The organism is Oxalicibacterium solurbis (genome assembly GCF_014635845.1).
Lineage (GTDB): Bacteria > Pseudomonadota > Gammaproteobacteria > Burkholderiales > Burkholderiaceae_D > Oxalicibacterium > Oxalicibacterium solurbis.
Genome location: NZ_BMDP01000002.1, coordinates 744,233 through 770,815 on the forward strand (window position 1 = coordinate 744,233; position 26,583 = coordinate 770,815).

Consider the following 26,583-nt stretch of genomic DNA (forward strand, 5'->3'; position numbering starts at 1 on the left):
TCTATAATGGCGGGTTCCGTTTCCATCGAATGAGGCCCTCACCGTGACGTACAGCGTCAAGGAAATTTTCTACACGTTGCAAGGCGAAGGCGCCCAGGCTGGGCGTCCGGCGGTGTTCTGCCGTTTCGCCGGCTGCAATCTGTGGACGGGGCGAGAAAGCGATCGCGCGACGGCCATCTGCCGCTTCTGCGATACCGATTTCGTCGGCACCGACGGCGAAGGCGGTGGCAAGTTTGCCGATGCAATCAAGCTGGCGCAGACCATCGATGCGCTGTGGCCGGCTTCCTATGCTGCGAGCAAATACGTCGTCTTTACCGGTGGCGAACCGCTGCTGCAGCTGGATGCCGCATTGATCGATGCGATGCACGCGGCCGGCTTCGAGATCGCGATCGAAACCAACGGCTCGCTGCCGGTGCCAGATGGTGTGGACTGGGTTTGCGTGAGCCCCAAGATCGGTGCGCCGCTGGTGGTGCGCCGCGGCAGCGAACTCAAGGTCGTTATTCCGCAGAAAAACCAGTCGCTGGACGATTATGAAGACCTGGTCTTCGACCACTTTTTCGTGCAGCCGATGGACGGCCCGCAGCAGGAAGAAAACACGCGTCTCGCGATCGACGTCTGCAAGCGTAATCCGAAATGGAAGCTGAGCCTGCAGACCCACAAACTTTTACAGATACCGTAATCCCATGCTGACCATCACCCGCAAGCTCGAATTCGACGCCGGCCACCGCATTCCCGATCACAAGAGCCAGTGCCGCAATCTGCACGGCCATCGCTATGTGCTGGAAATCACGCTGGTCGGCAATGTCATCGAAGAGGAAGGCAGCTCGGACAACGGCATGATCATGGATTTCTCCGACATCAAGTCGCTGGCGAAGCAACACCTGATCGACGTCTGGGACCACGCCTTCCTGGTTTATGAAAAGGATGACAAGGTGCGGGGCTTTCTGGAAAGCATTCCGGGACACAAGACCGTCATCATCAACCGCATTCCGACAGTGGAAAATCTGGCGCAGACCGCGTTCGATATCCTGAACGCCGTCTACACCGACCGCTACGGCACCGGCCTGCGCCTGCACAAGCTGGTGCTGCACGAAACGCCGAACTGCTGGGCCGAAATCACGGCGGAAAGCTGAAGCGAAATGGAGCCGATGGAGCAGGCCGCCCATGATGCGATCTGGATGCGCCAGGCGCTGGATCAGGCAAGAAATGCCTGGGCGCTGGGCGAAGTACCGGTCGGCGCCGTCGTGGTGCGCGACGGCGAGGTGATCGCCACCGGTTTCAACCAGCCGATCGGCAATCACGATCCGACCGCACACGCCGAAATCATGGCTTTGCGTGCGGCGGCAACGATTCTCGGCAATTATCGTCTGCCGGGTTGCGAACTGTTCGTCACACTGGAACCGTGTGCGATGTGCGCCGGCGCGATGATGCATGCGCGGCTGGCGCGCGTGGTCTACGGCGCGACCGATCCGAAGACGGGAGCCTGCGGTTCTATCGTCGATCTGTTCGCGCATGAAAAGCTGAACCATCACACGGAACTGGTCGGCGGCGTATTGGCCGACGATTGCGGCGCACTGCTCAGGGAATTCTTCGCCGAGCGCCGTCGCGCGGCGCAATCGCTGCGCGCGGGCGAATCCGACCTGTCTGCCTGATCTCCGGCCGCGCCCTGAGCGCTGGCACGATCGTTTATCCGACGGTATGATCGCAGCATGCATGCGCGGTCCGACTGGCGGCCGCTTTTTCTTTTTCCTCATTCCACGAAAGCACGCGCCTTGCCGACCGCACACGTCAACGACATCGATATCGAATACGACACGCTGGGCAATCCCGACGGCGAGCCGATCCTTCTGATCATGGGACTGGGCATGCAGCTCGTCTCCTGGCCAGAATCCTTCTGCGATGCGCTGGTGAAGCAGGGCTTCCGCCTGATCCGTATCGACAACCGCGACAGCGGTCTGTCGACCAAGCTCTCGCATCTCGGCGAACCGAACGTGCTGATGGCCTTGCTGAAGCTGATGCTGCGTCTGCCGTTGAAGGCCGGCTATCTGCTGGACGACATGGCGGCCGATGCCGTCGGCGTGCTGGATGCGCTGGGTATCGAGAAGGCGCACGTGGTCGGCGTGTCGATGGGCGGCATGATCGGGCAGATTTTTGCTGCACGCCATCCGGAACGCATCCTGAGCCTGACATCCATCATGTCCACCAGCGGCCGTCGCGGCTTGCCGGAACCGACGAAGGACGCGCGCAAGGTGCTGTTCCGCCGGCCGCCGATCGAGAAGGGCGTCGATGCCGTCACCTGGCATTTCGTGCAGACGGTGCGCATCATCGGTAGCCGTGAATTCATGCCGACGGACGATACGCTGTACCAGCGTATCCGTATCGGCGTCGAGCGCAGCCTGGAGCCGGTCGGTACTACACGCCAGTTGCTGGCGATTGCCGCTTCCGGCGACCGTGTCGAATTGCTGAAGCAGGTGCATGTGCCGACGCTGGTCATCCACGGCAAGGCCGATCCGCTGGTGCCGGTCGAATGCGGTCGCGACACGGCTCGGCTGGTGCCGGGCGCCGTGATGAAGGAAGTCGACGGCATGGGACACGATCTGCCGGATGCGCTGATGCCGCAGATCACGCAATGGATAGGCGAGCATTGCCGCGCGGCGTCGTCGGCCGATCAGGTATCCGCCGAATTGCAGGCCGCGCAGGCATGACAGAAGCCGGACTGAACGAACGCCTGCGCATGCTGGCGACCGATGGCGGCAGGCGCGCACCGCGCATCGCCATCGTCGCGCCCAGCGGTTATGCGCCACGCCCGGAACTGGTTGAGCGCGGCATTGCCACATTGCGTGCGCAGGGTTGCATCGTGCGCGATTTCACCGATCCCGACAGAAAGTTCCAGCGCTTCGGCGCAAGCGACGACGAGCGCATCGCACAGTTGTACGCGGCAGCGAACGATGCCGACATCGATATCGTGCTCGCACTGCGCGGCGGCTACGGCCTGTCGCGCCTGCTGCCGTCGCTGGATTTCGCGCAACTGGTTGCCAGCGGTAAATTGTTCGTCGGCCATAGCGATTTCACGGTATTGCAGATGGGTTTGCTGCAGCAGGGAGGCATCAGCTTTGCCGGGCCCATGCTGTGCGACGACTTCGTGCGCGACGAGCCGAGCGTGTTTACGCTGACCGATTTCTGGCAATGCCTGACGCAGCCGACGCATACCGCTGCAGGCGAGGGCGAAGGCAATCCCGATTGCGACGTCGAAGGCCTGCTGTGGGGCGGCAATCTGGCGATGCTGACGCATCTGGCCGGTTCGTCGTGGCTGCCGCAGATCGACGGCGGCATCCTGTTCGTCGAAGACATCAACGAGCATCCGTACCGCGTCGAGCGGATGATGTTGCAATTGCTGCATGCGGGCGTGCTGCAGAAGCAGCGTGCGATCCTGTTCGGTGATTTCTCCGGCTACCGACTGAGCGACTACGACAACGGTTACGATTTCGCGCAGATGATCGATTATCTGCGTGCGCGCCTGCAGGCGCCGCTGCTGACTGGCCTGCCGTTCGGCCACGGCCGAGACAAGGCCACGCTTGCCGTCGGCGCGCAGGCGCATCTGCAGGCGTCCGGCGGGCGCTTCACCTTGCAGATGCGCGGCCACCCTTATCTGCGCTGAACGGCGCACTTTCGTCTTCCATTCTCGTCTTTCATTCCGGCAAGACCTGACAAGTCCCGGCAAGCAGGCCTGCAATGGTAGAATCGCAGGTTTGTTTCTCACTGTTCCACAAGGATTTCCTCAGTGCTTTCCACCGCAAACATCACCATGCAGTTCGGCCCCAAGCCGTTGTTCGAAAACATTTCCGTCAAGTTCGGCGAAGGCAACCGCTACGGCCTGATCGGCGCCAACGGCTGCGGCAAGTCGACCTTCATCAAGATTCTCGGCGGCGATCTGGAGCCGAGCGCCGGCAACGTGATGCTGGATCCGGGCGAACGCCTGGGTAAATTGCGCCAGGATCAGTTCGCCTACGAAGAAATGCGCGTGCTGGACGTCGTGATGATGGGGCACGGAGAAATGTGGGCTGCAATGAGCGAGCGCGACGCGATCTATGCCAATCCGGACGCGACCGACGACGACTACATGAAGGCTGCAGACCTCGAAGCGAAGTTCGCCGAGTACGACGGCTACACGGCCGAAGCGCGCGCTGGCGAACTGCTGCTGGGCGTGGGCGTGCCGCTGGATCAGCATCAAGGGCCGATGAGCAACGTCGCACCGGGCTGGAAACTGCGTGTGCTGCTGGCGCAGGCGCTGTTTTCTAACCCGGACATCCTGCTGCTGGACGAACCGACCAACAACCTGGACATCAACACGATCCGCTGGCTGGAGGATGTGCTGAACCAGCGCAACTCGACCATGATCATCATTTCCCATGATCGCCACTTCCTGAACCAGGTTTGCACGCACATGGCCGACATGGATTACGGCACGTTGAAGGTGTATCCGGGCAACTACGATGACTACATGCTGGCCTCGTCCCAGGCGCGTGCGCAGCAACTGGCGAACAACGCCAAGGCCAAGGAAAAGGTCGCCGAACTGCAGGACTTTGTGCGCCGCTTCTCGGCCAACAAATCCAAGGCGCGCCAGGCCACTTCGCGTGCCAAGCAGATCGACAAGATCAAGGTGGAAGACGTCAAGCCGTCCAGCCGTCAGAATCCGTTCGTGCGTTTCGAAGGCGAGAAAAAACTGCATCGTCTGGCCGTGGAAACCGAGACCATTTCCAAAACCTACGACCGCAAGATTTTCGATCGCTTCAGCATCATGGTCGAAGCGGGCGAGCGTATCGCCATCATCGGTGCCAACGGCGCCGGCAAGACGACGCTGCTGCGCAGCATCGGCGGCCCGGACATCGCCGGCCTCGAAGTCGACAGCGGTAACGTCAAATGGGCAGAAAATGCCGATGTCGGCTACATGCCGCAAGATCCGACCGAAGAATTTGCCAAGGGTGAAACGCTGACCGACTGGATGGGCCAGTGGACCAAGGAAGGCGACGACGATCAGGTCGTGCGCTCGATTCTCGGCCGCTTGCTGTTCAGCGGCGACGACGTGAAGAAATCGGTCAAGGTGCTGTCCGGCGGCGAGAAGGGCCGCATGATGTACGGCAAGCTGATGCTGGGCCGCCACAACGTGCTGCTGCTGGACGAACCGACCAACCACATGGACATGGAATCCATCGAATCGCTGAACATCGCGCTGGAACAATACGCCGGCACGCTGATCTTCGTCTCGCACGATCGCGAATTCGTTTCCTCGCTGGCAACGCGTGTGCTGGAAATCAAGGATGGCGAGATCGTCGATTTCCAGGGCAGCTACGAGGAATATCTGACCAGCCAGGGCATCGAGTAATTCTCTCTCCGGAGCATGGCGGCGCAGTTGCCCGCCATGCCGTTTTTCTTCCCGGTTTTCTCTTGCATAGTTCGCCGCGACCGCCATATTCGAATGGCGCTACAATCCGCTTTCATCCGTTTTACCCATTCTCATCGCGCCGTATTGAAGCGGCATTGCTACCGTACCTATTTGATCAGCCATGCATACCGAGCCAATCAAGACCGTTGAATTCGAACGTCCGATGATGGACAGCGGCACCAGCTGCGTCGCCCACGCCTGGGCACGCACACCGGCTGCGCCGTCGCCGGAGGAAAAAGTCGCGCTGAAGGCGCGCATCAGGCAGTTGCTGAAAGAAAAGGAAGCGGTGCTGGTTGCGCATTATTACGTCGATGCCGACCTGCAGGATCTGGCCGAGGAAACCGGCGGCTGCGTGTCCGATTCGCTGGAAATGGCGCGCTTCGGTCGCGATCATCCGGCCAAGACGCTGATCGTCGCCGGCGTCAAGTTCATGGGCGAAACGGCGAAGATCCTGAGCCCGGAGAAAACCATCCTGATGCCCGATCTGGATGCGACCTGTTCGCTCGATCTCGGCTGTCCGGTCGACGAATTCACCGCATTCTGCGATGCGCATCCGGATCGCGTTGTCGTCGTCTATGCCAACACCAGCGCCGCCGTGAAGGCGCGCGCCGACTGGATGGTGACGTCGTCGATCGGCCTGAAGATCGTCGAGCACTTGCACGCGCAAGGCAAGAAAATCCTGTGGGCGCCGGACAAGCATCTGGGCGGCTATATCCAGAAGCAGACCGGCGCCGACATGCTGCTGTGGCAAGGCTCCTGCCTGGTGCATGACGAATTCAAGGGCGTCGAACTCGAACTGCTGAAGCGCGAACATCCGAACGCGAAGGTGCTGGTGCATCCGGAATCGCCGGCGAACGTCGTCGAGCAGGCCGATGCCGTCGGTTCGACCTCGCAGTTGATCCATGCGGCGCAGACGCTGGACGCGACCGAATTCATCGTTGCCACCGACAACGGCATCCTGCACAAGATGCGTGCCGCTGCACCCGGCAAGATCTTCATTGACGCGCCGACCGCCGGCAACAGCGCCACCTGCAAGAGCTGCGCGCATTGCCCGTGGATGGCGATGAACGGTCTGCAGAACCTGCTGGATGTGCTGGAAACCGGCCGCAACGAAATCCACGTTGATCCGGAAATCGGCCGCAAGGCGACGGTCTGCATTGATCGCATGCTGGATTTTGCTGCTGCGCAGAAGGCGAACGTGCGTCCGTCCGGCGATCTGGCGAAGGAACAACAACTGTTTTCCGGTATCGGCCCCGCATGAGTACATTGAAGAATCCGTTTGCGCCGTTCGACGCGGCATTGGCCACGGCGTTCGAAGCCAATATCCGTGCTGCGCTGGAAGAAGATGTTGGCACAGGCGACGTGACCGGCAAGCTGGTGCCGGAAAACGAATGGGTGCAGGCGCGCGTGATCGTGCGCGAGGATGCCGTGCTGTGCGGCGCGCCGTGGTTCGAAGCGGTGATGAAGCAGCTGGATGCGCACATTCGCATCGAATGGCGTTACGCGGAGGGCGATCGCATGCGCGCCGACAGCGAGGTATGTGCCATCGAAGCGCCGGCACGCGCGTTGCTGACGGCGGAACGCACGGCGCTGAATTTCCTGCAGTTGCTGTCCGGCGTGGCGACAGAAACGCGCAGTTACGTCGATCTGATCGTCGGTACCAAGGCGAATATCCTCGATACGCGCAAGACGCTGCCGGGGTTGCGTCTCGCGCAGAAGTACGCGGTGCGCGTCGGCGGCGGACGCAACCAGCGTATCGCACTGTACGACGGCATCCTGATCAAGGAAAACCACATCGCTGCCGCCGGCGGCGTGCGTGCGGCGATGATGAATGCGCTGGCGCTGGATGCAGGCGTTTCCATCCAGATCGAAGTCGAGAATCTGGCACAGTTGCAGGAGGCGCTGGATGCCGGCGCGCAATCGGTGTTGCTCGATAATTTTTCGCTGGACACGATGCGCGAAGCGGTGAAACTGACTGCCGGTCGCGCATTGCTGGAAGGTTCGGGCGGCGTCAACCGCGATACGGTGCGTGCGATTGCGGAAACGGGCGTCGATCGTATTTCAGTCGGCAGCCTGACGAAGGATGTGCGGGCGACCGACTATTCGTTGCGTATTGTCGAGTCGCAGCTTAAGTCACAGGCCGGTGCGCGATAACGATTCGAAATCAGTTTCGAAGCCAACAAAAAAGCCGCGTTTTCGCGGCTTTTTTGTTGCGGTTTTTTGTCGGAGGCATCAAGCCTCGGTTACTTCCGGTCCGGCGTCAGCACGCTGGGCAATGCTTTCGGCAAGGTGTCTGGATAGTCGCGGCTGAAGTGCAGGCCGCGGCTTTCGCGACGCGTCAGTGCGCTGTTGACGATCAGCGACGCGACTTCGACCAGGTTGCGCAATTCCAGCAGATCCGGCGTGATGCGGAAATTTGCATAGTACTCGTCGATCTCTTCCTTCAGCAGGCGAATGCGGTGCTGCGCGCGTTCCAGACGCTTGGTCGTGCGCACGATGCCGACGTAGTTCCACATGAAGCGGCGCAGTTCTTCCCAGTTGTTGGCGATGATGACTTCTTCATCGGCATCGGTGACGCGGCTTTCGTCCCAGGCCGGCAGCGCCATGCCTTTCTGTTTCGGCTGCGCTTCGATGTACTTGGCCGCGGAGCGGCCCAGCACTAGGCATTCGAGCAGCGAGTTGCTGGCGAGGCGATTGGCGCCATGCAGGCCGGTGCAGGTCGCTTCGCCGACGGCGTACAGGCCGGGCAGGTCGGTGCGGCCGGACAGATCGGTGATGATGCCGCCGCAGGTGTAGTGCGCGGCCGGCACGACCGGAATCGGTTCCTTCGTGATATCGATGCCGAACTGCGCGCAGCGTTCCATGATGGTCGGGAAGTGTTCCTTCAGGAAAGCCGATGATTTGTGGCTGATGTCGAGATGCACGAAATCGAGGCCGCGCCTCTTCATCTCGGCGTCGATCGCGCGGGCGACGATGTCGCGCGGCGCCAGTTCTGCGCGCTCGTCGTAACCCGGCATGAAGCGTTTGCCGCCGTCCTTGCCGGCTGTCATCGGCAGGCGCAGCTCGCCGCCTTCGCCGCGTACCGCTTCCGTGATCAGGAAGGATTTTGCGTACGGGTGGTACAGGCAGGTCGGATGGAACTGGATGAATTCCATGTTGGCGATGCGGCAACCAGCGCGCCATGCCATCGCGATGCCGTCGCCGGTGGCGGTGTCCGGATTGGTGGTGTACAGGTAGACCTTGCCGGCGCCGCCGGTAGCCAGCACCGTGTGTTCGGCGGAAATCGTCAGCACCTTGCCGGTCCTGACGTCCTGCACGTACAGGCCGAGGCAGCGTGGACCGTTCTTCTTGCGTTCCAGCGTTTCGGAAGAAATGACGTCAATCGCGTAATGATGTTCCATCAACGTGATGTTCGGATGGGCGCGCACCTTCTGTTCCAGCGTGACCTGCACCGCGTGGCCGGTCGCATCGGCTGCGTGGATGATGCGACGCTGGCCGTGGCCGCCTTCGCGGGTCAGATGGAAGCCCAGTTCAGCGGTCGGGTCCGGCGTGAACGGCACGCCTTGCGCGATCAGCCACTCGATCGCTTCGCGGCCGTGTTCGACGATGAAACGGGTGGCTGCTTCGTCGCACAATCCGCCGCCGGCCACCAGCGTGTCGGCCACATGTTCATCGACGCTGTCGTTGGAATCGAGCACGGCGGCGATGCCGCCCTGCGCCCAGCTGCTGGCGCCGTCGAGCAGCGTGCGTTTGGAAATGACTGCGACCTTGCGAGTCTCGGCGAGATGAAGGGCGACGGACAGGCCGGCCAGGCCGCTGCCGACAATGGCGACGTCAAATTTCATAATCCTGGATAGAGAGGAATCGGTCAAAGAATCGGTCTAAACCGGTAAGCGAACCCATGACTATATTCGATTTGGCGGTGAACGGCGAAAAACCACGCCGATGAAGGGGAGATCTGGAATCGTGCGCCTGCCTGTGCGGATCAGTGCGTCTCTCTGTACGGATGATCAGGCCAGCGCGTAGGTATGCGGATGGCCGATCAATGTTTCCGCTTCGGCAGTGGAGAGTGGCGGCGAGAAGATATAGCCCTGACCGAGGTCGCAGCCCATCTTCGCCAGTTCGTCGATGTGCACCAGCGTCTCCAGCCCTTCGGCAACCGTCTGCAGTTTCAGCGTCTGTGCCAGCGCGATCATCAGGCGGATGATTTCCACATCGCTCTGGTTGGTATCGAGACCGTGCACGAAGGTCTTGTCGATTTTCAGGATATCGATCGGCAGTTTCTGCAGATAGGCGAGCGACGAATAGCCGGTGCCGAAATCGTCGAGCGCGAGGCGGACGCCGAGTTTCTTCAGCATCGACAGCGTTTCCATCGTCTGCAGCGGATTGGCCATGGCGGATGTTTCCGTCAGTTCCAGCTCGACCGTGTGCGGCGCCACGCCACTGCTTTCCAGTATGTCTCGCACCTGCGTGAAGAACGAGGTCTGCAGCAACTGGCGCATCGAGACGTTGACGGCCACGCTCATGTTGCCCATCTTCGGATATTTCGCCTGCCAGGCGGCGAGCTGGCGGCAGGCTTCTTCCATTGCCCACATGCCGATCGGCACCACCATGCCGGATGCTTCGGCGATCGGGATGAATTCGTTCGGCGAGATCAGGCCGTATTCCGGATTGTTCCAGCGCAGCAGCAGCTCGAAGCCCTTGACCTTGCCATCCTTCAGCGAAACCTTCGGCTGCCAGGCGACCGACAGTTCGTCGCGTTCCAGCGCGAAGCGCAATGCGACGTCCATGCGTGCATGCTTGGTCGATTTGCTCTGCAATGCGGCGTCGTAGATTTCGATGCGATTGCGACCGCGCTCCTTGGCCTGGTACATCGCGGCATCGGCGTCGCGCACCAGATCGGCGGGGGCATGGTGGTCGGCGTTCAGTTGGGCGATGCCGATGCTGGTCTGGATCTTGACGGCAACGTCGTCGATCACCACGCGTTCGGATACGGCGCGCATGACGGCATTGGCCTTGACGGCGGCTTCTGCCAGCGAGGCATTGGTGAGAATCGCGAATTCGTTGCCGCCGAAGCGGGCGACGAAGTCTTTCGCCGGCAACGTAGCTACCAGACGCCTGCTGATTTCGATCAGGCATTTGTCGCCGAAATCGTGGCCATGCGTATCGTTGACGCTCTTGAAGAAATCCAGATCGAGAAACAGCATCGTCAAACTGGACTGGTTGAGGCGACTGGTTGCCATCGCCGCCTGCAAGGTGTTGGTCAGGTGGCGGCGGTTCGGCAGGCCGGTCAGCATGTCGTGCAGGGCCTGATAGGCGATACGCGATTCGTACTGCTTGTGTTCGGTGATGTCGCGCGTGACGCCGAGCACGCCGATGACGCGGCCTTTCGCATCGGGCAGCGGATACTTGCTGGTCTGGAACCAGCGGTCCAGATCGTTGCGCCAGAAGCCCTGCATTTCCATATCCTGCATCGGCTTGCCGCTTTGCATGATCTGCTGATCCTGCTGCTGTACTTCGTCGGCGATTTCTTCCGCGCTGCGGCTGTCCTCGTCATTTGCCATTTTCAGGCAGAGATCGTAGGTGGTTCTGCCGCGCATTTCCTCTTCGCTGGAAAAACCGAAGCGCTTCTGGAAACTCAGGTTGCTGATCGTGAAGCGGCCTTCGGTGTCCTTGGCGTAGATCATTGATGGATTCAGATCGAGCACGGATCGCAACAGCGCGGTTTCTTCCTGCAGCTTCAATTCGACGTCCTTGCGCAGTGTTATGTCCTCGATGCTGAAGACCAGGCCGTTGATCGCCGTATCGTGCAGCATGTTGAAGCCGCAGGTTTCCAGCCAGATCCAGTGGCCGTCGCGATGGCGAATGCGGTGGCGTGAAAAGATCGTGGCATGCGGCGTGTCGCGCAGATAGCGCAGCTTTTCCTTGTGCTCCCTTTCGTCGTCCGGATGCAGCTCGGGCCGGATGCTGCCGGCGATGATTTCCTCGGGCGTATAGCCGACGACTTCCTGCATCGCCGGATTGGCGAACTGCACATGGTAATTCGCATCGGTGATGATGAAGACATGCCGCGTCAGGCGCGCGATTGCATTGAAGCGACGTTCATTGGTACGGGCCTGATTCAGCGCGACGCGATTCAGGTTCAACGTGCGCGACAGCAGCAGTGCCAGCCAGCCGATGCAGATGGTGGCAAAGAAGTTCGGCAGCCATTCGCCGACGGCAGCGCCCAGATAGGCATTCAGCCGGTAGCCGAGAAAGGCCAGGATCAGGATGGCGCCGATGGCGATGCGATTGCTCAGCACCAGCGGGAAAATGCCGGCGACTGCGATCAGCCATGGCATCGGCAATGCCGCGCTGCGATCCAGCAGCGCCAGTACAACGATGACGAAAGTGGCGGCCGACATTTCGACCAGCAGGAAACTCTCGCAACGCAGAAAGGCATTGCGCGGACGGAAGTGGCGGATAAATGCGGCTATCAGCAGCGGCGGCAGCAAGCCGATCGCAAACAGCGCAGGGCGCGCCAGCGTCAGATGGCTCGAATAGAGCAGCAACAGAATGTGGAACAGCAGCGTGACATACAGCAGCAGTGACGCCGTACGAAAAATATCGTTGCCCGTCAGGACGATCGGCGTGCGAGGCGTATGCAGCAGCGGCGCATTCATCAGTCGGAAACGACCGGCCTGACCAGCGCAGCGGCCTGGCGAGCTCGGTTGCGTGCAGTTTCGACATCGGATGCGGCGGCCAGCGCGACACCCATGCGGCGTTTGGCGAAGGATTCCGGCTTGCCGAACAAACGGACATCGGCACCTTCGATGTGCAGCGCATCGGCCACGCCTTCGAAGGCAATTCCCTTTGCATCGTGCTTGCCATAGATGACGGCAGAAGCGGCCGGCGTGCGCAGCGCGGCATTGACCGGCAGGCCGAGGATGGCTTTTGCATGCAGCTCGAATTCGCTCTGGTGCTGGCTGGACATCGTGACCATGCCGGTATCGTGCGGACGCGGGCTGACTTCGGAGAACCAGACTTGATCGCCCTTGACGAACAGTTCGACGCCGAACAGGCCGAGGCCGCCGAGGTTGTCGGTCACGCGGCGTGCGATATCCTGTGCCTTCTGCAGCGCGGCAGGCGGCATCGCTTGCGGTTGCCACGATTCGATGTAGTCGCCGCTCTGTTGCAGATGGCCGATCGGTTCGCAGAACTGTGTTTCCACTTTGCCGTCGGCGCCGAGCGCGCGCACCGTCAGCAGCGTGATTTCGTAATCGAAGTCGATGAAGCCTTCGGCGATCACGCGGCCGGCGTTGACGCGGCCACCGGCGGCCGCATTCTCCCAGGCGGTTTCGACTTCTTCCAGCGCATTGACGCGCGTCTGTCCCTTGCCCGACGATGACATGACCGGTTTGACCACGCAGGGAAAGCCGACTTCGGTGCAGCCGAGCTGCAGTTCTTCGAGGTTGTCGGCAAAGCGGTAGGGCGAGGTCGGCACGCCGAGTTCTTCTGCAGCGAGACGGCGGATGCCTTCGCGATCCATTGTCAGCCAGGTGGCGCGCGCGGTCGGCACGACTTGCACGCGGCCGGCCTTTTCCAGTTCCATCAGCGTGGCGGTGGCGATGGCTTCGATTTCCGGCACGATCAAGTCCGGCTGTTCCTTGTCGATCAGCGCGGCGAGTTGCGCGCCGTCGGTCATGTCGATCACGTGCGCGCGATGCGCGACCTGATGCCCCGGCGCATCGGCATAGCGATCGACGGCGATCACTTCGACACCAAGGCGTTGCAGCGCGATGATGACTTCCTTGCCGAGCTCACCGGAGCCGAGCAGCATGACTTTTGTTGCGGAAGGAGAAAGAGGGGTGCCGATGCGGCGGAGGGGATTGTTGCTTTGATTCATGAGATGTCGACGTGAGCCGTAGAGGCGTTGGCAACCAGACAATAGCAAATCCTGCGCGGTTTGGACAGGCCGCTACCGTTCTTTCTGCGTGGAAATCTTGAGGTGGTGAAGAAGCACGATCGGCACACGCAAAAAAAACTGCCGCACAACATCGTGCGGCAGCGGAGCATTCCCGTATGGACGGGAATGGGATCAGTCGTTGGCGTAGATGTCGTTGTCCTTGGTTTCCTTGATGAACAGCATGCCGATCACGAAGGTGATCAATGCGATGATGATCGGGTACCACAGGCCGTAGTAGATGTCGCCCTTGTAGGCAACCAGCGCAAACGAGGTCGTCGGCAGCAAGCCGCCGAACCAGCCGTTACCGATGTGATACGGCAGCGACATCGACGTGTAGCGGATACGCGTCGGGAACATCTCGACCAGCATCGCAGCGATCGGACCGTACACCATCGTTACATAGATCACGAGGATGAACAGCAGCAGCAGCGTCATGCCGTAGTTGATCTGGTCGGGATCAGCCTTGGTCGGATAGCCGTGCGCCTTGATGGCATCGCCCAGTTCTTTCGCGAAAGCCTTGTCCTTGGCGGTGGCATCTTCTTTCGACAGTCCGGCAGCGTCATACGAGGTCAGAACGGTATCGCCGATCTTGATCGTGGCGACGGTGCCCGGTGCCGCATCGACGTTCGTATAGGCGACGGAAGCGGCTGCCAGCTTGGCTTTCGCGATGTCGCAGGACGACGTGAATTTCTTCGTGCCGGTCGGGTTGAACTGGAACTGGCAAGTTGCCGGATCGGCGGTCACGACGACCGGCGATTCTTTCAATGCCTTTTCCAGCGCCGGGTTCGCATAGTGCGTCAGCGCGCTGAAGATCGGAAAGTAGGTCAGCGCTGCGATCAGGCAGCCGGCCATGATGATCGGCTTGCGGCCGATACGGTCGGACAGCGTGCCGAAGATCACGAAGAACGGCGTAGCCAGCAGCAGTGCAGCGGCGATCAGCAGGTTCGCCGTCGACAGATCGACCTTCAGCGTCTGCGTCAGGAAGAACAGCGAATAGAACTGGCCTGCATACCAGACGACAGCTTGGCCGGCGGTCAGGCCGATCAGCGCCAGGATGACGATCTTCAGGTTTTTCCAGCGGGCGAAGGATTCGCTCAGCGGCGCTTTCGATGTCTTGCCTTCGGACTTCATCTTCATGAAGGCCGGCGATTCGGACATCGACATGCGGATCCAGACCGAAATACCGAGCAGGAAGACCGACAGCAGGAACGGAATGCGCCAGCCCCAGTCGGCGAAAGCTTCCTCGCCGACGGCGCTACGCGTTCCCAGAATCACCAGCAGCGACATGAACAGGCCCATCGTTGCCGTGGTCTGGATCCATGACGTGAATGCGCCGCGCTTGCCCTGCGGCGCATGTTCGGCAACGTAGGTTGCCGCACCGCCGTATTCGCCGCCCAGCGCCAAGCCTTGCAGGATACGCAATGCGATCAGGATGATTGGCGCAGCAATGCCGATCGAGTTGTAGTTTGGCAGCAGGCCGACGATGAAGGTCGACGAACCCATGATCACGATGGTGACAAGGAACGTATACTTGCGGCCGATCATGTCGCCCAGGCGGCCGAACACGAGGGCGCCGAACGGACGCACGATAAAGCCGGCGGCAAAGGCCAGCAGCGCGAAGATGAATGCCGTGTTGGGATCGGTGCCGGCGAAGAATTGCTTGGCGATAATGCCGGCCAGCGCGCCGTACAGGTAAAAGTCATACCATTCGAAAACGGTACCCAGCGATGAAGCGAAAATGACCTTCCGCTCCTCCGCCGTGATCCCGCGTGATGGTTTGGATGCTGTTGCCATGATCGTCCTCCATATAATCGTTATAAGGGAGCGCGTCGTAGTATGTCCGCGCACCGTGTCGCATCCGGAGTGTGCGACGCGAAACTTACGCGATACTTGCGTGAAACTTACGTGGCGCTTACGTTGAGAAAATCGGTTTGCAAGGGGCAAACATGCCGGCGAAAAGGTTTTCCACAGCGCATGTTTTAAAATGGCGGCATTTTGCAAAACGATTGTTCCAATGACGAATCCAGCCGCACCTTCTCCCGTTCTCATTCCCTTTTTGCAGGAACTCGGCATTGAAGTAGTCGAATCGAATGCCGGCACCGCGCAGGTCCAACTGACGCTGCAGGAACGCCATCTGAACAGCTGGCGCGTCGCACACGGCGGCGTGGTGATGACGATGCTGGACAACGTGATGTCGCTGGCCGGCCGCTCGCTTGACCCGGAAATCCGCAGCGGCGTCACCATCGAGATGAAGACCAGCTTCATGCAGCCGGGCGGTATCGAAGGCAGCCGTCTGGTGGCGAAGGGCAAGGTCATGCATGCATCTTCCAGCATCTATTTTTGCGAAGGCGAACTGTGGAATGAAGACAAACTGGTGGCGAAGGCGACCGGCACGTTCAAGTTCATCCGTCGCAACGACGTCGCGAAGAAACTGGCATGAAGGATTTTTACGGCAAGGTTGCTGTCATCACCGGCGCAGCCAGCGGCTTCGGCCGTGCCTTCGCGCAGCAGGGAGCAGCACTGGGCATGAAGCTGGTGCTGGCCGATGTTCAGCAGGAAGCACTGGGGCAAGCAGCGGCCGAACTGGTACAGCAGGGAGCCGACGTGCTGGCCGTGCCATGCGATGTCTCTCGGGCCGAGCAGGTACAGGCGCTGGCCGATGCCGCGATGACGCGTTTCGGCGCTGTGCATCTGCTGTTCAACAATGCCGGCGTCGGCACGGGCGGGCTGGTATGGGAAAGCTCGGTCGCGGACTGGGAGTGGGTGCTGGGCGTCAACCTGTTCGGCGTGATCCATGGCGTGCGCATCTTCACGCCGCTGATGCTGGCATGCGCAAAACGCGATCCCGAGTATCGCGGCCACATCGTCAATACCGCGTCGATCGCAGGACTGCAGAATGCGCCGACGATGGGCGTCTATAACGTCTCCAAGCACGCGACCGTGTCGCTGACGGAAACACTGTTCCAGGATTTGCGCATCACCGAGGCGCCGATCGGCGTGTCGTTGTTGTGTCCGTATTTCGTGCCGACCGGCATTCATCAGTCGGCGCGCAACCGGCCGGCGACCATGTTGAATGACGGCGAGTTGACCGCCAGCCAGCGTGCGGCACAGACCTTTACGGAAAAGGCGGTGACGTCAGGCAAAGTATCGGCGGAACAGGTGGCCGAGCTGACGTTCGATGCCGTGCGCGAAGACCGTTTTTACATCTACTCGGAACAGGAGCCGCTGGTGCAGGTACGCAAGCGGATGGAAGACGTGCTGCAGTCGCGCAATCCCTACGATCCCTACGAAGAGGCGCCGCATGTGCGCGAACTTCTGCGCACCAGACTGAAACGCTGACGCATTTGCCGAATCATTCGTTGAATTTCAAGCGCTGAAAATCTTCTGAATTGTCGGACGCGGCAGAGGCGTCAGATTCCCCGCATGCATCGTCCGTGCAGCGCGCGTTCCTGCACCGGTGGCGCCATCGGCGTGGCAGGGCGCTCGATCAGCAGCGGCGGGCAGCCGTTCTGCAGGCGGACCAGCGTCGAGACGCGCGTGCCGTAATCCGGCGATTCGATACAGACGGCCGACAGCAGCCGTTCGCGTTCGAGCGGAACGCCAGTCTTCGGCAGGCGGCAGTCGGAGGCGCAGGTGGTATCGGACAGCATTTCGAAATAGGCATCTTCTGGAGCGCCCTGGCACAGCAGGCTGGAGAACTGCGCCTTCGAGCGCACGACCTTGGGCCACGTGCAATCGAGCAGTGAATTCGACAGACCGTAGATGCCAGGCATCAGCGGCTTGCCGTTGCGTTCGTCATCGCCGCCGCGATTCGAATACCAGAGCAGTTCATCCTGATTGCCGACCAGCAGGTTGTAGCCGTTGTAATCGGTCTGTTGTTCGGCCAGCGTCTGTACATAGTCGGCAGGCGAGGCATCGCCCGCCAGGTAATCGCGCACGATTGCGCCGCGCGACGGTCGGTCGGTACGCATTTCCGATGGTGCGCGAATGTTGGTGATGGCGGCGAAGCGGCCGTCGCGCGTGATGCCCATCCAGGTGCCGCCGCCCTGCAGGTCGCGACCGGCGTAAATGTTCGGATGATCCTGCCACCAGCCGGCGGGGGCGGCCGGGCGTACATAGAATTCGTCACGATTGCCGGCGGCAAGCAGCGGCATTTCGGGCAGTACGCGCCAGGCAAAAACGATCAGACACATGTCGATAAATCCACAAATTGTTCCGTATGACGCGGGCCGTCGATGAAAGCGGCCAGGCCGTTTTCATCGACGGCCTGTTGCAGCTTGCCGGCGAAATCCGTGGGGACCGCCGTATAGACTTCCATCCATGTATGCAGGCCGTCCTGTGCATCGGGCCGGCGCTTCAGGGCAGCCGTGATGTCGTATTGCCGCTTCAGCATCTGTTGCATCGCGATTGCCTTGCGATGGTAGGCGTCGGCGTCTGCCGTGCGCACGCGATAGTAGATGTAGAGGTCCATGCCCATTGTCCGTGATTCGGCCTGATGCTGCAGGCGGCGCTCAGGCAGCCGGGTCCGTCAGCGGATAGGGCAACGGCTGGAACGACAGCGGCGGGCCGTCGGCGGAACCCAGACGCACATCGCCGTCGGCGGCAGCGAGCTTGATTTCGACCAGGCAGTCGAAGCTCTGCGCATTGGCGCGCGCCGCGTTGACGACCATGCCGCAAGGCTGGCCGGGATCGTCGGCCGAAAAGATTTCGGCGCCGGCAACGATATTGTCGGTTTCCACATGGGCATGCATCATGCGGCGTTTCAGCTTGCCCAGATACTGGCTGCGCGCGACGATTTCCTGTCCCGGGTAGCAGCCTTTCTTGAAGTTGACGCCGCCGATCAGTTCGAAATTGATCATCTGCGGCACGAACTGTTCCTGCGTTGCAGCCGTGATCTGCGGCACGCCGCCTTCGATGTCCGCCAGTTGCCATGCATCGGGCGCGGCCGGCTGCAGCACGGCGGACAATTGCGGCCAAGCTTGCATCGCTGTCGCAGGCGATGTGATCCACTGGTAGCGAGGCATGTCGAAGGCGTTCGGATGACGGATCAGCGTGCCGGCATCGGTATCGATCTTGTCGTAGATCGCCAGCGGCAGTTCCGGGAACCATGGCATCAATGCACTGGCGGCGGCCGGGCCGGCGAGGCCGAGCATCACGTGTTCGTCGCTGACGTCGGCCAGTTTTGCCTTTGTGCGCAGGATGAACATCTGCAGGCGTTTCTGTACGGTCGGCTGGATCTCGCGCGGTATCTGCAGCAGGATGCCGTCGGCATTTTTCCAGATCAGCAGGCTGGCGAGCAGGCGTCCCTTCGGCGAGCAATAGCCGGCCAGGCGCGCCTGTGCGGGATCGAGGTGCTCGACATCGTTGGTCAACTGGTTGTGCAGGAAGTGCGCGGCTTCGTCGCCGGTGGCGGCGATCAGCCCGAGATGCGTCAGCGGCGCGATGAAGTTGGTACGTGCGGTTTCCGCAGCGTTGCCGCGGCTGAACGACAGCAGTTGCGGCACCGTCTCGGTGCTGAATTGCGCGCCGTGCTGCGCAAGGAAGTCTAGCCAGGGAGTCATGATTTCAGCAATAAATTGGAGTCAGGCCGGGTTCAGCGATTATCATTAGGGTCTGATTATAGTGGCGTGGTGAAAATGCGTCGGATCGTCGCCCGATTTGCGCACCGGGTCGTTTCCCCGCCGTTCTTCGATTCTTGCAGAGTTCCGATTTGATTAAACGACTGTTCAAGCTGCTTATCCTGCTGGCGATTGTTGCCGCGGCATTCGGATACTGGGCGCAACGCCCCATCCTCGACGAAGGCCAGCCTTCCATCGAATTCACGATCGCGCAGGGCAGCAGCCTGCGCAGCAGCATGCGGCAGATCGAGAATGCCGGTGTGCCGGCTCATCCATTGATGCTGACGGCGCTGGCGCAACTGACGGGCAACAGCACGAAGCTGAAGGCCGGCACCTATGAACTGAAGCCGGGCACATCGCCGCTGCGCCTGATCCAGCAACTGGTGCGCGGCGAATTCGCGCAGGAAGCGCTGATCATCATCGAAGGCTGGACCTTTGCGCAGATGCGCGCCGAGATCGACGCCCACCCCGGCCTGAAGCATGAAACGCTTGGCATGAGCGATCGCGAGCTGATGGCGAAGATTTCGTCCGAGTACACGATGCCGGAGGGATTGTTCTATCCGGATACCTATATGTTCGCCAAGAATTCCAGCGACCTGCAAATCTACCGTCAGGCGCACAGGCTGATGCTGAAGAAGCTGGATACGGAATGGCAGCAGCGCGATACGTCATTGCCGTATGCGACGCCGTATCAGGCGTTGACGATGGCCTCCATCATCGAAAAGGAAACCGGCCGCAAATCGGAACGCGACATGATCGCTGCCGTCTTCGTCAATCGCCTGCGTGTCGGCATGCCGTTGCAGACCGATCCGACCGTGATCTATGGCATGGGCGAAAGCTTCAAGGGCAACATCCGCAGGAAGGATCTGTTGACGGATACGCCGCACAACACCTATACGCGCCCGGGCCTGCCGCCGACGCCGATCTCCCTGCCGGGCGCGGAATCGCTGCATGCCGCTTTGCATCCTGCCAACAGCAACGCGTTGTATTTCGTTGCGCGCGGCGATGGCACCAGCCAGTTCTCGTCCAATCTGGCCGATCACAATAACGCGGTCAACAAATACCAGCGCCGCCTAGGGCAGTAGCCAACAATCATGAACGACGCGAAATTCATCACCTTCGAAGGCATCGACGGCGCAGGCAAGTCGACGCATCTGGCTTTCGTGGCCGACGCACTGCGCGCTCTGGGCAAGCAGGTTGTCGTCACGCGCGAACCGGGCGGAACGGCGCTGGGAGAGTCGCTGCGCAACCTGCTGCTGCACGAGAAGATGCATCTGGAAACCGAGGCGCTGCTGATGTTCGCCGCGCGGCGCGAGCACATCGCGCAAGTGATGGCGCCGGCGCTGGCGCGCGGCGACTGGGTGATTTCCGATCGCTTTACCGATGCCAGCTTCGCCTATCAGGGCGGTGGCAGGGGATTGGATCGTGGCAAGTTGAATGCGCTCGAACAATGGGTGCATCCGCATCTGCAACCTGATCTGACACTACTGTTCGATGTGCCGCTGGATGTGGCGCGCGCGCGACTGGATGCGACACGCACACTGGACAAGTTCGAGCAGGAAAAGGCGGGTTTCTTCGATGCCACGCGTACCGAATATCTGCGTCGCGCAGCGGAATTCCCGCAACGTTTTCGCGTCATCGATTCCACGCAACCGATCGATGCCATCCAGCAGCAATTACGCGCCTTGATCGAGAGCATGGCCGGATGAAGGACGCACTGTATCCCTGGCAGCAGATAGCCTGGCAGCAATGGCAGCAACTGCGCGCGCGCCTGCCACATGCGATCCTGTTTCACGGGCCGGAAGGCATAGGCAAGACGGCTTTCGCCGAAACCTGCGCGCAAGCGCTGCTGTGCGAAACGCCGATGGCGGACGGCCACGCCTGCGGCAGTTGCGTGGCCTGCGGCTGGTTTTCCCAGTACAGCCACCCCGACTATCGTCGTGTACGCCCCGAGGCGCTGGAAGAAGACGATGCCGACGGCGATGAAGAAGGCGAGTCGAAAAAATCGAAATCGACGAAGGCACCTTCCAAGGATATCCGCATCGAACAGGTGCGCGCACTGGGCGACTTCATCAACGTTTCCACGCACCGTTCCGGCTTGCGCGTGATCCTGCTGCATCCGGCCGAGGCGCTGAATACGGCTTCGGCCAACTCCTTGCTGAAAATGCTGGAAGAACCGCCGCCGCAGACGGTTTTCCTGCTGATCACGCACAGTCTCGATCGCCTGCTGCCGACCATCCTGTCGCGCTGCCGCAAGTTCGCATTGGCGATGCCGGATCGGCAACAGGCGCTGCAATGGTTGCAGGAACAGAAAGTCAAGGATGCGGAAGGCTGGCTGGCCGAACATGGCGGCGCGCCGCTGGCCGCGTTGGACGCATCGCAGGATGACAGCCGCGAAGCGATGGACGATCTGTTGCGCCAGCTGGCGCAGCCAGGAATCGACACGGCGTTGCGGACGGCAGAACGGCTGCAGAAGACGCCGGTTTCCGCGTTGGTGGCATGGCAACAGCGCTGGTTGTACGACGTGCTTTCCGTCAAACTTTCCGGCACAATCCGTTACTATCCGCGCTATGGCAAGGAGCTGGGCGCACTGGCGGCGCGTGTCGATACGACGGCGTTGCTGCAGGCAATCAAGAGTGTCGGCGAACGCCGCGCGATTGCCGAGCATCCGCTGGCGCCGCGGCTTTTCGTCGAAGACATGCTGCTGGATTACGCGAAACTTTTTTCCTGATCGCTGCGCGCCGACACAGGCATAAGCACAAAGATTTCTCTGGGAGATAGATATGGCAGAAACACCGAATGCAGCTGCAGGCGCCGCCGTCCGGCCTTCGGTACTGTCGCTGCCGATCCGGGAAAAATCCGCACTGTATGCGGCCTACATGCCTTTCCTCGCCAACGGCGGCATCTTCGTGCCGTCCACCAAGGCTTACCGGGTCGGCGACGAAATCTATCTGATCCTGACGCTGATGGACGATCCGGCCAAATACCCGATCGCCGGCAAGATCGCGTGGATCACGCCGGCCGGCGCCAATAACAACAAGGCGCAGGGCATAGGCGTGCAGTTCTCGGCCGACGAGAGCGGCCAGCGCGTCAAGCAGCGTATCGAGGAACTGCTCGGTTCCGCGCTCGGTTCATCGCGCGCCACGCATACGCTGTAATTTCTGTGCGTACTGCCGTGTTCCACGCTTGCAGTAGCGGGGCGGCATAACGGCGAAAGCAGCAGGCGCGTACAATGGCGGGATCATGTACATCGATTCCCATTGCCACATCAATTTCCCCGAACTGTCGGTCCGCATGCCGGAAATCCTGGCGCGGATGGACGAGAACGAAGTCAGCCACGCGCTCTGCGTTTCCTGCGATCTGCCAACCTTTCCCGACGTATTGAAGCTGGCCGAACAGCACCCGAACGTCTATGCATCGGTCGGCGTGCATCCCGATTACGAAGACACGCCGGAGCCGTCGGTCGACGAACTGATCCGGCTGGCGCAGCATCCGCGCATCGTTGCCATCGGCGAAACCGGACTCGACTATTACCGGCTGCAAGGCGATCTGGAATGGCAACGTGAACGCTTCCGCACGCATATCCGTGCCTCGCGTGCGACCGGCAAGCCGCTGATCATTCATACGCGTGCGGCTTCCGAAGACACGATTCGCATCATGCGCGAAGAGGGCGCGGGCATCGCTGACGGCGGTGTGGCGGGCGTCATGCATTGCTTCACCGAATCGCTGGAAGTGGCGAAGGCGGCGATGGAACTGGGTTTTTATATTTCGTTTTCCGGCATCGTCACATTCAAGAGTGCAAAGGATCTGCAGGCCGTCGCACGCGAAGTGCCTCTAGAAAAGATGCTGATCGAAACCGATTCGCCGTATCTGGCGCCTGTGCCGTTCCGCGGCAAGATGAACGAGCCGGCGCTGGTGCGCTACGTTGCTGAATTTATCGCCACATTGAAGGACGTGTCGGTCGACGAGGTGGCGAAACAGACGACCGACAATTTCTTCAACCTGTTCAAGATCGCACGATGATGATGGTTTCCGCACCGATTGTTTCTGCTCTGACTGGCGGCATGCGCAGGGTGTTTCTGGCGTTTCTGGTTTCACTGGCGCTGCTGGCTTTTACTGCGATGCCGGCGCATGCAGGCTCTTACGACGATTATTTCCAGGCGGCGCAGAACGATGACGCGGATACGATCAAGGATCTGTTGCGCCGCGGTTTCGATCCGAATACGGTTGAGCCGGATCGCGGCGATACCGGCATGATCCTGGCGCTGCGCGAAAATTCGATGAAGGTCTTCAAGCTACTGCTGGATGCGCCGGGAACGGATATCAACTACGGCATCAAGAATGGCGATACGGCACTGATGATCGCTGCCTACAAGGCCAATCGCGAGGCGGTGCGCCTGCTGCTGGCGAAGGGCGCACAGGTCAATCGCAGTGGCTGGGCGCCGTTGCACTACGCGGCAGCGGCCGGCGACAACGAGATCGTGCAGATGCTGGTGGACAAGAATGCCGACCTCGATGCGAAATCGCCGAACAATACGACGCCGATCATGATGGCGGCGCGCGGCGGCCATATCCTGACCGTCAAGCTGCTGCTGGACGCCGGCGCGGATGCGACCTTGAAGAACGATGCCGGCATGACAGCCATCGATTTTGCGCAGCAGGGCGGCCACAAGGATATCGTCGAGGGATTGACTTACCGTCTGAAGAAGGCCGGCAAGCTGTAATTCTCGACGCCGGACTTGCTGCCGTAGGCGCTACGCCCGGTTTTTGCAATCATCGCAATGCGAGTGTTTATTGCGGGAAGCGGAAGCCAGGACTCAAAAACAGTGTTTGCAGTTCCTCGCATAATGCGCTGACATCGCTGTCCGACAATTGCAGGGCAGCCATTGCCAGCGTACCGCGGCTGTTCCATTCGCCGGAGACGGCATGCCGGAAATCCTGGATGGCTTTTTCCACGATCAGGTGAACGGCGATCAGTTCGCGCACGGCGGACGATGCCGAACCATTGTCCAGTACCTCGAATGAATGATGCTTGCGGATGGCAAGCACGATATCCGCATCGATATTCCAGTGCTCCGCCAGCATGGCGCCGACCACGGCATGGTTGATGCGATGACGTTGATTTTCCAGCTGGACGAAGCCGCAGGTTTCCATGCGGTTTGCCAGCAGCAGCGTCTCCGGGTAGGACGAAAACGAAGCCATCATCAACGGGATGCCGATATCGGAAAACAGGCCGAAGTTATGCGCGGCTTCCGGCGATGCGATATGCATTTTCCTTGCCACGTGCAGCATGCCCCACGAGCGTTTTTCCGATACGTCCCAGAAACGCGGCATCATCATCCTGCCGTGCGCCAGTACACGGCGCGCCATCAGACGCGTCAGCAGCGCGTGGCAATGATTCAGCCCGATCAGCGAAATGGCGCCCTCTATCGTTTCGACATGCCGCCCCAGATTGAACATGGCGGAATTGGCGATGGCCAGCAGATTGCCGGCAATGGCGACATCGCGATTGATCAATCGCGCAATTTTTCCGATGTGGGGATCGTCTCTACTCATCTCGTGCTGCAGCGCGATGAGCAGGGCGGGGCGAGGGGGAATATTGACGGGGCGTGCAAGCTCTTGCGTTGCGCCGGTTCCGGATGCCGCTTGTCCAGACATAGTGTTCCCCCAATAACACTACCGTGCCGGATTGCATCGCGATGGTTGGCGAAGCTGCCGGCAGCCTGAGCCGTACTTATCCTGTGCGGATATTTGTTTTGGACAGCATAATCCAAACGGCGAAAAAGCGGTTGTTTTTTGGCAATAAATGTCCGGCATGTCGCCGTGACCGTTTTTCAGGTCTTGGCGAGAGTTGCGTTATCAGCGACCGGTTGGTTGCCATACGTAACCGATGCTCTATGGGAGATTGATCCGAGCGGAAGTGGGGAGGGATGCGTTGATACCGGATAAATGCGTTCTTGCTTGATCCTGGCTTGTCGGGAATATCGTGAAGTGCCTAGGAGTCTTCGCCATGCCGGATCGATATGGCAATCACGCCTTCGTGGCGGCCATTGCATGATTCGGCGGATTTATCAGCGGCGTCAGCATAGATAGCGCTGATTTTCTTCTTCTTGTTGCGCGGGCAATCCTTGCAGGGTTTCTTGCTCTTGCAGCATTTTTTCTTGCTCATGTCGCACTCCTAACATCTGCTCGGTGAACAGATGGCGGCGATTTGTGCCAGATCAAGCGTCAGATCAAGCCATCGAACAGGATCACGTTCACCATGTCGCCGGCCTTCACTTCGGCGCGATCGTGCTCCAGCACGACCATGCAGTTGGCTTCCGACATCGAACGCAGTACGCCGGAACCTTGCGAGCCGGTGATGCGCACTTCACGCACGCCGTCTTCGCCAACGCTCAGGATGCCGCGCTGGAACTCGGTGCGGCCCGGGCGCTTGCGGATGGCGGCTTTCGAGCGGACAGGCACGGTCATCGGCGTCTGGTCTTCGGATGCGCCCATCATGTAAAGCAAAGCCTGGCGGGCGAAGAAGTAGAACGTCACCATTACGGCTACCGGATTGCCGGGAAGGCCGAACAGGAAGGCATCCTTGCCGCGTGAGCTGATGCGGCCGAATGCCATCGGGCGACCCGGGCGCATGCCGATCTTCCAGAACGTCACGTCGCCCAGTTGCGCCATCATCTGCTTCGTGTAATCGGCGGCACCAACGGAAACGCCGCCGGAGGTGATGATCGCGTCGGCGTTTTCGCAGGCGGTGCGGAATGCGTTTTCCAGCGAGACCGGATTGTCCTTGACGACGCCCATGTCGACGATGTCGCAGCCCAGCCGCGTCAGCATGCCGTACAGCGTGTAGCGGTTGCTGTCGTAGACGCAGCCTTCGTCCAGTGTCTCGCCGATCGAGCGCAGTTCGTCGCCGGTCGAAAAGAAGGCGACGCGCAGCCGCCGGTGCACGGGCACTTCGGCAATGCCGAGCGATGCCAGCAGGCCGAGATCGGCCGGGCGCAGAATCTTGCCCTTGCGCAGCGCCGGTGTGCCTTGCGCCAGGTCTTCGCCTTTCAGGCGGCGATTGTCGCCGGCGCGGACGCTGCCGGCAGGAACGGTCACGCCGGATTCGCTTTCGTCGCGCGTGAATTCCTGCGGGATTACGGTATCGCAGTCGTCCGGCATCACCGCACCGGTCATGATGCGCACGCATTCGCCGCTGCCGACCTTGCCGTCGAACGCGCGGCCGGCGTAGGCGGTGCCGAGAACCTTCAATTGGAGGTCCTGATCCGCCTTCAGGTCGGTGCCGTGCAGTGCGTAGCCGTCCATCGCGGAATTGTCGTGCGCCGGCACGTTGATCGGCGAAACGATGTCGGCGGCAAGTACGCGATCGAGAGCGCTGCGGATTGCGACTTTCTCGACGGCCGATACCGGTGCGATGAACTGACGGATGATGGTCTGCGCATCCTGCACCGGCAGCGCATCGGGATCGTAGTCGGACAGGCAGCTGATGACGCCGGCCAGCGTCGTGCGGGAAGAAGCGGAATCGTTATCCATGTCGTCGTCGAGGGCGGAAAGATCGGAGTCGCGGAGGAAGC

The 26,583-nt window shown here is 60.7% G+C and carries 26 protein-coding genes; 16 read left to right on the plus strand and 10 right to left on the minus strand.

Translation table 11 applies throughout. The features are described from left to right. The first annotated feature begins 43 nt into the window (after positions 1–43). The 8 genes from queE (at position 44) to nadC (ending at position 7,597) form a co-directional block, all read left to right on the plus strand. On the plus strand, positions 44–679 hold the full coding sequence (gene queE, locus IEV40_RS09145; RefSeq protein WP_188420760.1) for a 7-carboxy-7-deazaguanine synthase: 636 nt from the start codon (positions 44–46) through the stop codon (positions 677–679). A gap of 4 nt (positions 680–683) precedes the next feature. Continuing rightward, positions 684–1,133 (plus strand): 6-carboxytetrahydropterin synthase QueD, encoded by a 450-nt coding sequence (gene queD / locus IEV40_RS09150; RefSeq protein WP_188420762.1) that lies wholly within the window; start codon positions 684–686, stop codon positions 1,131–1,133. Between the two features lie 15 nt (positions 1,134–1,148). Beyond that, a complete protein-coding gene (gene tadA, locus IEV40_RS09155; RefSeq protein ID WP_188420764.1) occupies positions 1,149–1,652 on the plus strand; it encodes a tRNA adenosine(34) deaminase TadA in 504 nt (167 codons plus the stop codon). 120 nt (positions 1,653–1,772) lie between these two features. Next, a complete protein-coding gene (locus IEV40_RS09160) occupies positions 1,773–2,705 on the plus strand; it encodes an alpha/beta fold hydrolase (protein WP_188420766.1) in 933 nt (310 codons plus the stop codon). Next, positions 2,702–3,658: a muramoyltetrapeptide carboxypeptidase gene (gene ldcA, locus IEV40_RS09165; RefSeq protein ID WP_188420768.1), complete on the plus strand. Its 957-nt coding sequence runs from the start codon at positions 2,702–2,704 to the stop codon at positions 3,656–3,658. Before IEV40_RS09160 ends, ldcA begins: the two co-directional genes overlap by 4 nt. Before the next feature lie 123 nt (positions 3,659–3,781). Then, positions 3,782–5,383, plus strand: a complete 1,602-nt coding sequence (locus IEV40_RS09170) for an ABC-F family ATPase (protein ID WP_188420769.1) — start codon at positions 3,782–3,784, stop codon at positions 5,381–5,383. A gap of 181 nt (positions 5,384–5,564) precedes the next feature. Continuing rightward, positions 5,565–6,704, plus strand: coding sequence for a quinolinate synthase NadA (gene nadA / locus IEV40_RS09175; protein WP_188420771.1), 1,140 nt, complete (start codon positions 5,565–5,567; stop codon positions 6,702–6,704). Further along, complete coding sequence (gene nadC, locus IEV40_RS09180; RefSeq protein ID WP_188420773.1) at positions 6,701–7,597, plus strand: carboxylating nicotinate-nucleotide diphosphorylase; 897 nt, start codon at positions 6,701–6,703, stop codon at positions 7,595–7,597. Before nadA ends, nadC begins: the two co-directional genes overlap by 4 nt. Positions 7,598–7,686: 89 nt before the next feature. On the opposite strand, the gene nadB is transcribed toward nadC, so the two are convergent. The 4 genes from nadB to IEV40_RS09200 all read right to left on the minus strand — a co-directional run bounded on the left by nadB (position 7,687) and on the right by IEV40_RS09200 (position 15,182). Beyond that, the gene (nadB, locus tag IEV40_RS09185) at positions 7,687–9,288 is read right to left on the minus strand and encodes an L-aspartate oxidase (RefSeq protein WP_188420775.1); all 1,602 of its coding nucleotides are present in this window, start codon (positions 9,286–9,288) and stop codon (positions 7,687–7,689) included. A gap of 165 nt (positions 9,289–9,453) precedes the next feature. Continuing rightward, positions 9,454–12,105, minus strand: a complete 2,652-nt coding sequence (locus IEV40_RS09190; protein ID WP_229724034.1) for a sensor domain-containing protein — start codon at positions 12,103–12,105, stop codon at positions 9,454–9,456. Next, positions 12,105–13,328, minus strand: a complete 1,224-nt coding sequence (purT, locus tag IEV40_RS09195; protein WP_188420777.1) for a formate-dependent phosphoribosylglycinamide formyltransferase — start codon at positions 13,326–13,328, stop codon at positions 12,105–12,107. The genes IEV40_RS09190 and purT overlap by 1 nt, the downstream gene beginning before the upstream one ends. A gap of 192 nt (positions 13,329–13,520) precedes the next feature. Beyond that, positions 13,521–15,182, minus strand: a complete 1,662-nt coding sequence (locus tag IEV40_RS09200; protein WP_188420779.1) for an MFS transporter — start codon at positions 15,180–15,182, stop codon at positions 13,521–13,523. 220 nt (positions 15,183–15,402) lie between these two features. Between IEV40_RS09200 and IEV40_RS09205 the strand changes: the two genes are divergently transcribed. After that, positions 15,403–15,828: a PaaI family thioesterase gene (locus IEV40_RS09205; protein ID WP_188420781.1), complete on the plus strand. Its 426-nt coding sequence runs from the start codon at positions 15,403–15,405 to the stop codon at positions 15,826–15,828. Continuing rightward, positions 15,825–16,727, plus strand: coding sequence for an SDR family oxidoreductase (locus IEV40_RS09210; protein ID WP_188420783.1), 903 nt, complete (start codon positions 15,825–15,827; stop codon positions 16,725–16,727). The genes IEV40_RS09205 and IEV40_RS09210 overlap by 4 nt, the downstream gene beginning before the upstream one ends. Before the next feature lie 71 nt (positions 16,728–16,798). Here IEV40_RS09210 and IEV40_RS09215 read toward each other — a convergent pair whose 3' ends face one another. From IEV40_RS09215 to ygfZ, 3 genes are read right to left on the minus strand one after another with little or no spacing between them, the layout of a single operon-like run. Continuing rightward, the gene (locus IEV40_RS09215) at positions 16,799–17,581 is read right to left on the minus strand and encodes an NRDE family protein (RefSeq protein ID WP_188420794.1); all 783 of its coding nucleotides are present in this window, start codon (positions 17,579–17,581) and stop codon (positions 16,799–16,801) included. After that, positions 17,572–17,859, minus strand: coding sequence for a DUF4936 family protein (locus IEV40_RS09220; protein WP_188420796.1), 288 nt, complete (start codon positions 17,857–17,859; stop codon positions 17,572–17,574). Before IEV40_RS09220 ends, IEV40_RS09215 begins: the two co-directional genes overlap by 10 nt. Before the next feature lie 40 nt (positions 17,860–17,899). After that, positions 17,900–18,949: a CAF17-like 4Fe-4S cluster assembly/insertion protein YgfZ gene (ygfZ, locus tag IEV40_RS09225; protein ID WP_188420798.1), complete on the minus strand. Its 1,050-nt coding sequence runs from the start codon at positions 18,947–18,949 to the stop codon at positions 17,900–17,902. Between the two features lie 152 nt (positions 18,950–19,101). Here ygfZ and mltG point away from each other — a divergent pair, with 152 nt between their 5' ends. The 6 genes from mltG to IEV40_RS09255 all read left to right on the plus strand — a co-directional run bounded on the left by mltG (position 19,102) and on the right by IEV40_RS09255 (position 23,730). Beyond that, positions 19,102–20,091 carry an endolytic transglycosylase MltG gene (mltG, locus tag IEV40_RS09230; protein ID WP_188421182.1) on the plus strand — a complete coding sequence of 330 codons (990 nt, stop codon included), beginning with the start codon at positions 19,102–19,104 and terminating at the stop codon, positions 20,089–20,091. A 9-nt stretch (positions 20,092–20,100) separates the two neighbouring features. Then, complete coding sequence (gene tmk, locus IEV40_RS09235) at positions 20,101–20,715, plus strand: dTMP kinase (protein WP_188420800.1); 615 nt, start codon at positions 20,101–20,103, stop codon at positions 20,713–20,715. Next, a complete protein-coding gene (locus IEV40_RS09240) occupies positions 20,712–21,737 on the plus strand; it encodes a DNA polymerase III subunit delta' (protein ID WP_188420802.1) in 1,026 nt (341 codons plus the stop codon). Before tmk ends, IEV40_RS09240 begins: the two co-directional genes overlap by 4 nt. A 52-nt stretch (positions 21,738–21,789) precedes the next feature. Further along, on the plus strand, positions 21,790–22,164 hold the full coding sequence (locus tag IEV40_RS09245; RefSeq protein ID WP_188420813.1) for a PilZ domain-containing protein: 375 nt from the start codon (positions 21,790–21,792) through the stop codon (positions 22,162–22,164). Positions 22,165–22,249: 85 nt separating this feature from the next. After that, a complete protein-coding gene (locus IEV40_RS09250; protein ID WP_188420815.1) occupies positions 22,250–23,029 on the plus strand; it encodes a TatD family hydrolase in 780 nt (259 codons plus the stop codon). Continuing rightward, entirely contained in the window at positions 23,026–23,730 is a 705-nt protein-coding gene (locus IEV40_RS09255; protein ID WP_229724035.1) for an ankyrin repeat domain-containing protein, read from the plus strand. Before IEV40_RS09250 ends, IEV40_RS09255 begins: the two co-directional genes overlap by 4 nt. A gap of 67 nt (positions 23,731–23,797) precedes the next feature. Here IEV40_RS09255 and IEV40_RS09260 read toward each other — a convergent pair whose 3' ends face one another. The 3 genes from IEV40_RS09260 to moeA form a co-directional block, all read right to left on the minus strand. Further along, positions 23,798–24,664, minus strand: a complete 867-nt coding sequence (locus IEV40_RS09260) for an HDOD domain-containing protein (protein ID WP_188420816.1) — start codon at positions 24,662–24,664, stop codon at positions 23,798–23,800. 337 nt (positions 24,665–25,001) lie between these two features. Then, positions 25,002–25,175: a hypothetical protein gene (locus IEV40_RS09265; protein ID WP_188420819.1), complete on the minus strand. Its 174-nt coding sequence runs from the start codon at positions 25,173–25,175 to the stop codon at positions 25,002–25,004. 59 nt (positions 25,176–25,234) lie between these two features. Then, the gene (moeA, locus tag IEV40_RS09270; protein ID WP_229724060.1) at positions 25,235–26,542 is read right to left on the minus strand and encodes a molybdopterin molybdotransferase MoeA; all 1,308 of its coding nucleotides are present in this window, start codon (positions 26,540–26,542) and stop codon (positions 25,235–25,237) included. Positions 26,543–26,583 lie beyond the last annotated feature (41 nt).

What these genes read in the sequence shown, in the direction of transcription:
- IEV40_RS09260 (WP_188420816.1), bottom strand. Translation starts at nt 24,664, where the DNA reads ATGTCTGGACAAGCGGCATCCGGAACCGGCGCAACGCAAGAGCTTGCA.
- IEV40_RS09210 (WP_188420783.1), top strand. Translation starts at nt 15,825, where the DNA reads ATGAAGGATTTTTACGGCAAGGTTGCTGTCATCACCGGCGCAGCCAGC.
- tmk (WP_188420800.1), top strand. Translation starts at nt 20,101, where the DNA reads ATGAACGACGCGAAATTCATCACCTTCGAAGGCATCGACGGCGCAGGC.
- ldcA (WP_188420768.1), top strand. Translation starts at nt 2,702, where the DNA reads ATGACAGAAGCCGGACTGAACGAACGCCTGCGCATGCTGGCGACCGAT.
- ygfZ (WP_188420798.1), bottom strand. Translation starts at nt 18,949, where the DNA reads ATGACTCCCTGGCTAGACTTCCTTGCGCAGCACGGCGCGCAATTCAGC.
- IEV40_RS09250 (WP_188420815.1), top strand. Translation starts at nt 22,250, where the DNA reads ATGTACATCGATTCCCATTGCCACATCAATTTCCCCGAACTGTCGGTC.
- IEV40_RS09220 (WP_188420796.1), bottom strand. Translation starts at nt 17,859, where the DNA reads ATGGACCTCTACATCTACTATCGCGTGCGCACGGCAGACGCCGACGCC.
- nadB (WP_188420775.1), bottom strand. Translation starts at nt 9,288, where the DNA reads ATGAAATTTGACGTCGCCATTGTCGGCAGCGGCCTGGCCGGCCTGTCC.
- IEV40_RS09190 (WP_229724034.1), bottom strand. Translation starts at nt 12,105, where the DNA reads ATGAATGCGCCGCTGCTGCATACGCCTCGCACGCCGATCGTCCTGACG.
- tadA (WP_188420764.1), top strand. Translation starts at nt 1,149, where the DNA reads ATGGAGCAGGCCGCCCATGATGCGATCTGGATGCGCCAGGCGCTGGAT.
- IEV40_RS09240 (WP_188420802.1), top strand. Translation starts at nt 20,712, where the DNA reads ATGAAGGACGCACTGTATCCCTGGCAGCAGATAGCCTGGCAGCAATGG.
- nadC (WP_188420773.1), top strand. Translation starts at nt 6,701, where the DNA reads ATGAGTACATTGAAGAATCCGTTTGCGCCGTTCGACGCGGCATTGGCC.
- queD (WP_188420762.1), top strand. Translation starts at nt 684, where the DNA reads ATGCTGACCATCACCCGCAAGCTCGAATTCGACGCCGGCCACCGCATT.
- IEV40_RS09200 (WP_188420779.1), bottom strand. Translation starts at nt 15,182, where the DNA reads ATGGCAACAGCATCCAAACCATCACGCGGGATCACGGCGGAGGAGCGG.
- IEV40_RS09205 (WP_188420781.1), top strand. Translation starts at nt 15,403, where the DNA reads ATGACGAATCCAGCCGCACCTTCTCCCGTTCTCATTCCCTTTTTGCAG.
- IEV40_RS09245 (WP_188420813.1), top strand. Translation starts at nt 21,790, where the DNA reads ATGGCAGAAACACCGAATGCAGCTGCAGGCGCCGCCGTCCGGCCTTCG.
- nadA (WP_188420771.1), top strand. Translation starts at nt 5,565, where the DNA reads ATGCATACCGAGCCAATCAAGACCGTTGAATTCGAACGTCCGATGATG.
- IEV40_RS09265 (WP_188420819.1), bottom strand. Translation starts at nt 25,175, where the DNA reads ATGAGCAAGAAAAAATGCTGCAAGAGCAAGAAACCCTGCAAGGATTGC.
- IEV40_RS09255 (WP_229724035.1), top strand. Translation starts at nt 23,026, where the DNA reads ATGATGATGGTTTCCGCACCGATTGTTTCTGCTCTGACTGGCGGCATG.
- IEV40_RS09215 (WP_188420794.1), bottom strand. Translation starts at nt 17,581, where the DNA reads ATGTGTCTGATCGTTTTTGCCTGGCGCGTACTGCCCGAAATGCCGCTG.
- purT (WP_188420777.1), bottom strand. Translation starts at nt 13,328, where the DNA reads ATGAATCAAAGCAACAATCCCCTCCGCCGCATCGGCACCCCTCTTTCT.
- moeA (WP_229724060.1), bottom strand. Translation starts at nt 26,542, where the DNA reads ATGGATAACGATTCCGCTTCTTCCCGCACGACGCTGGCCGGCGTCATC.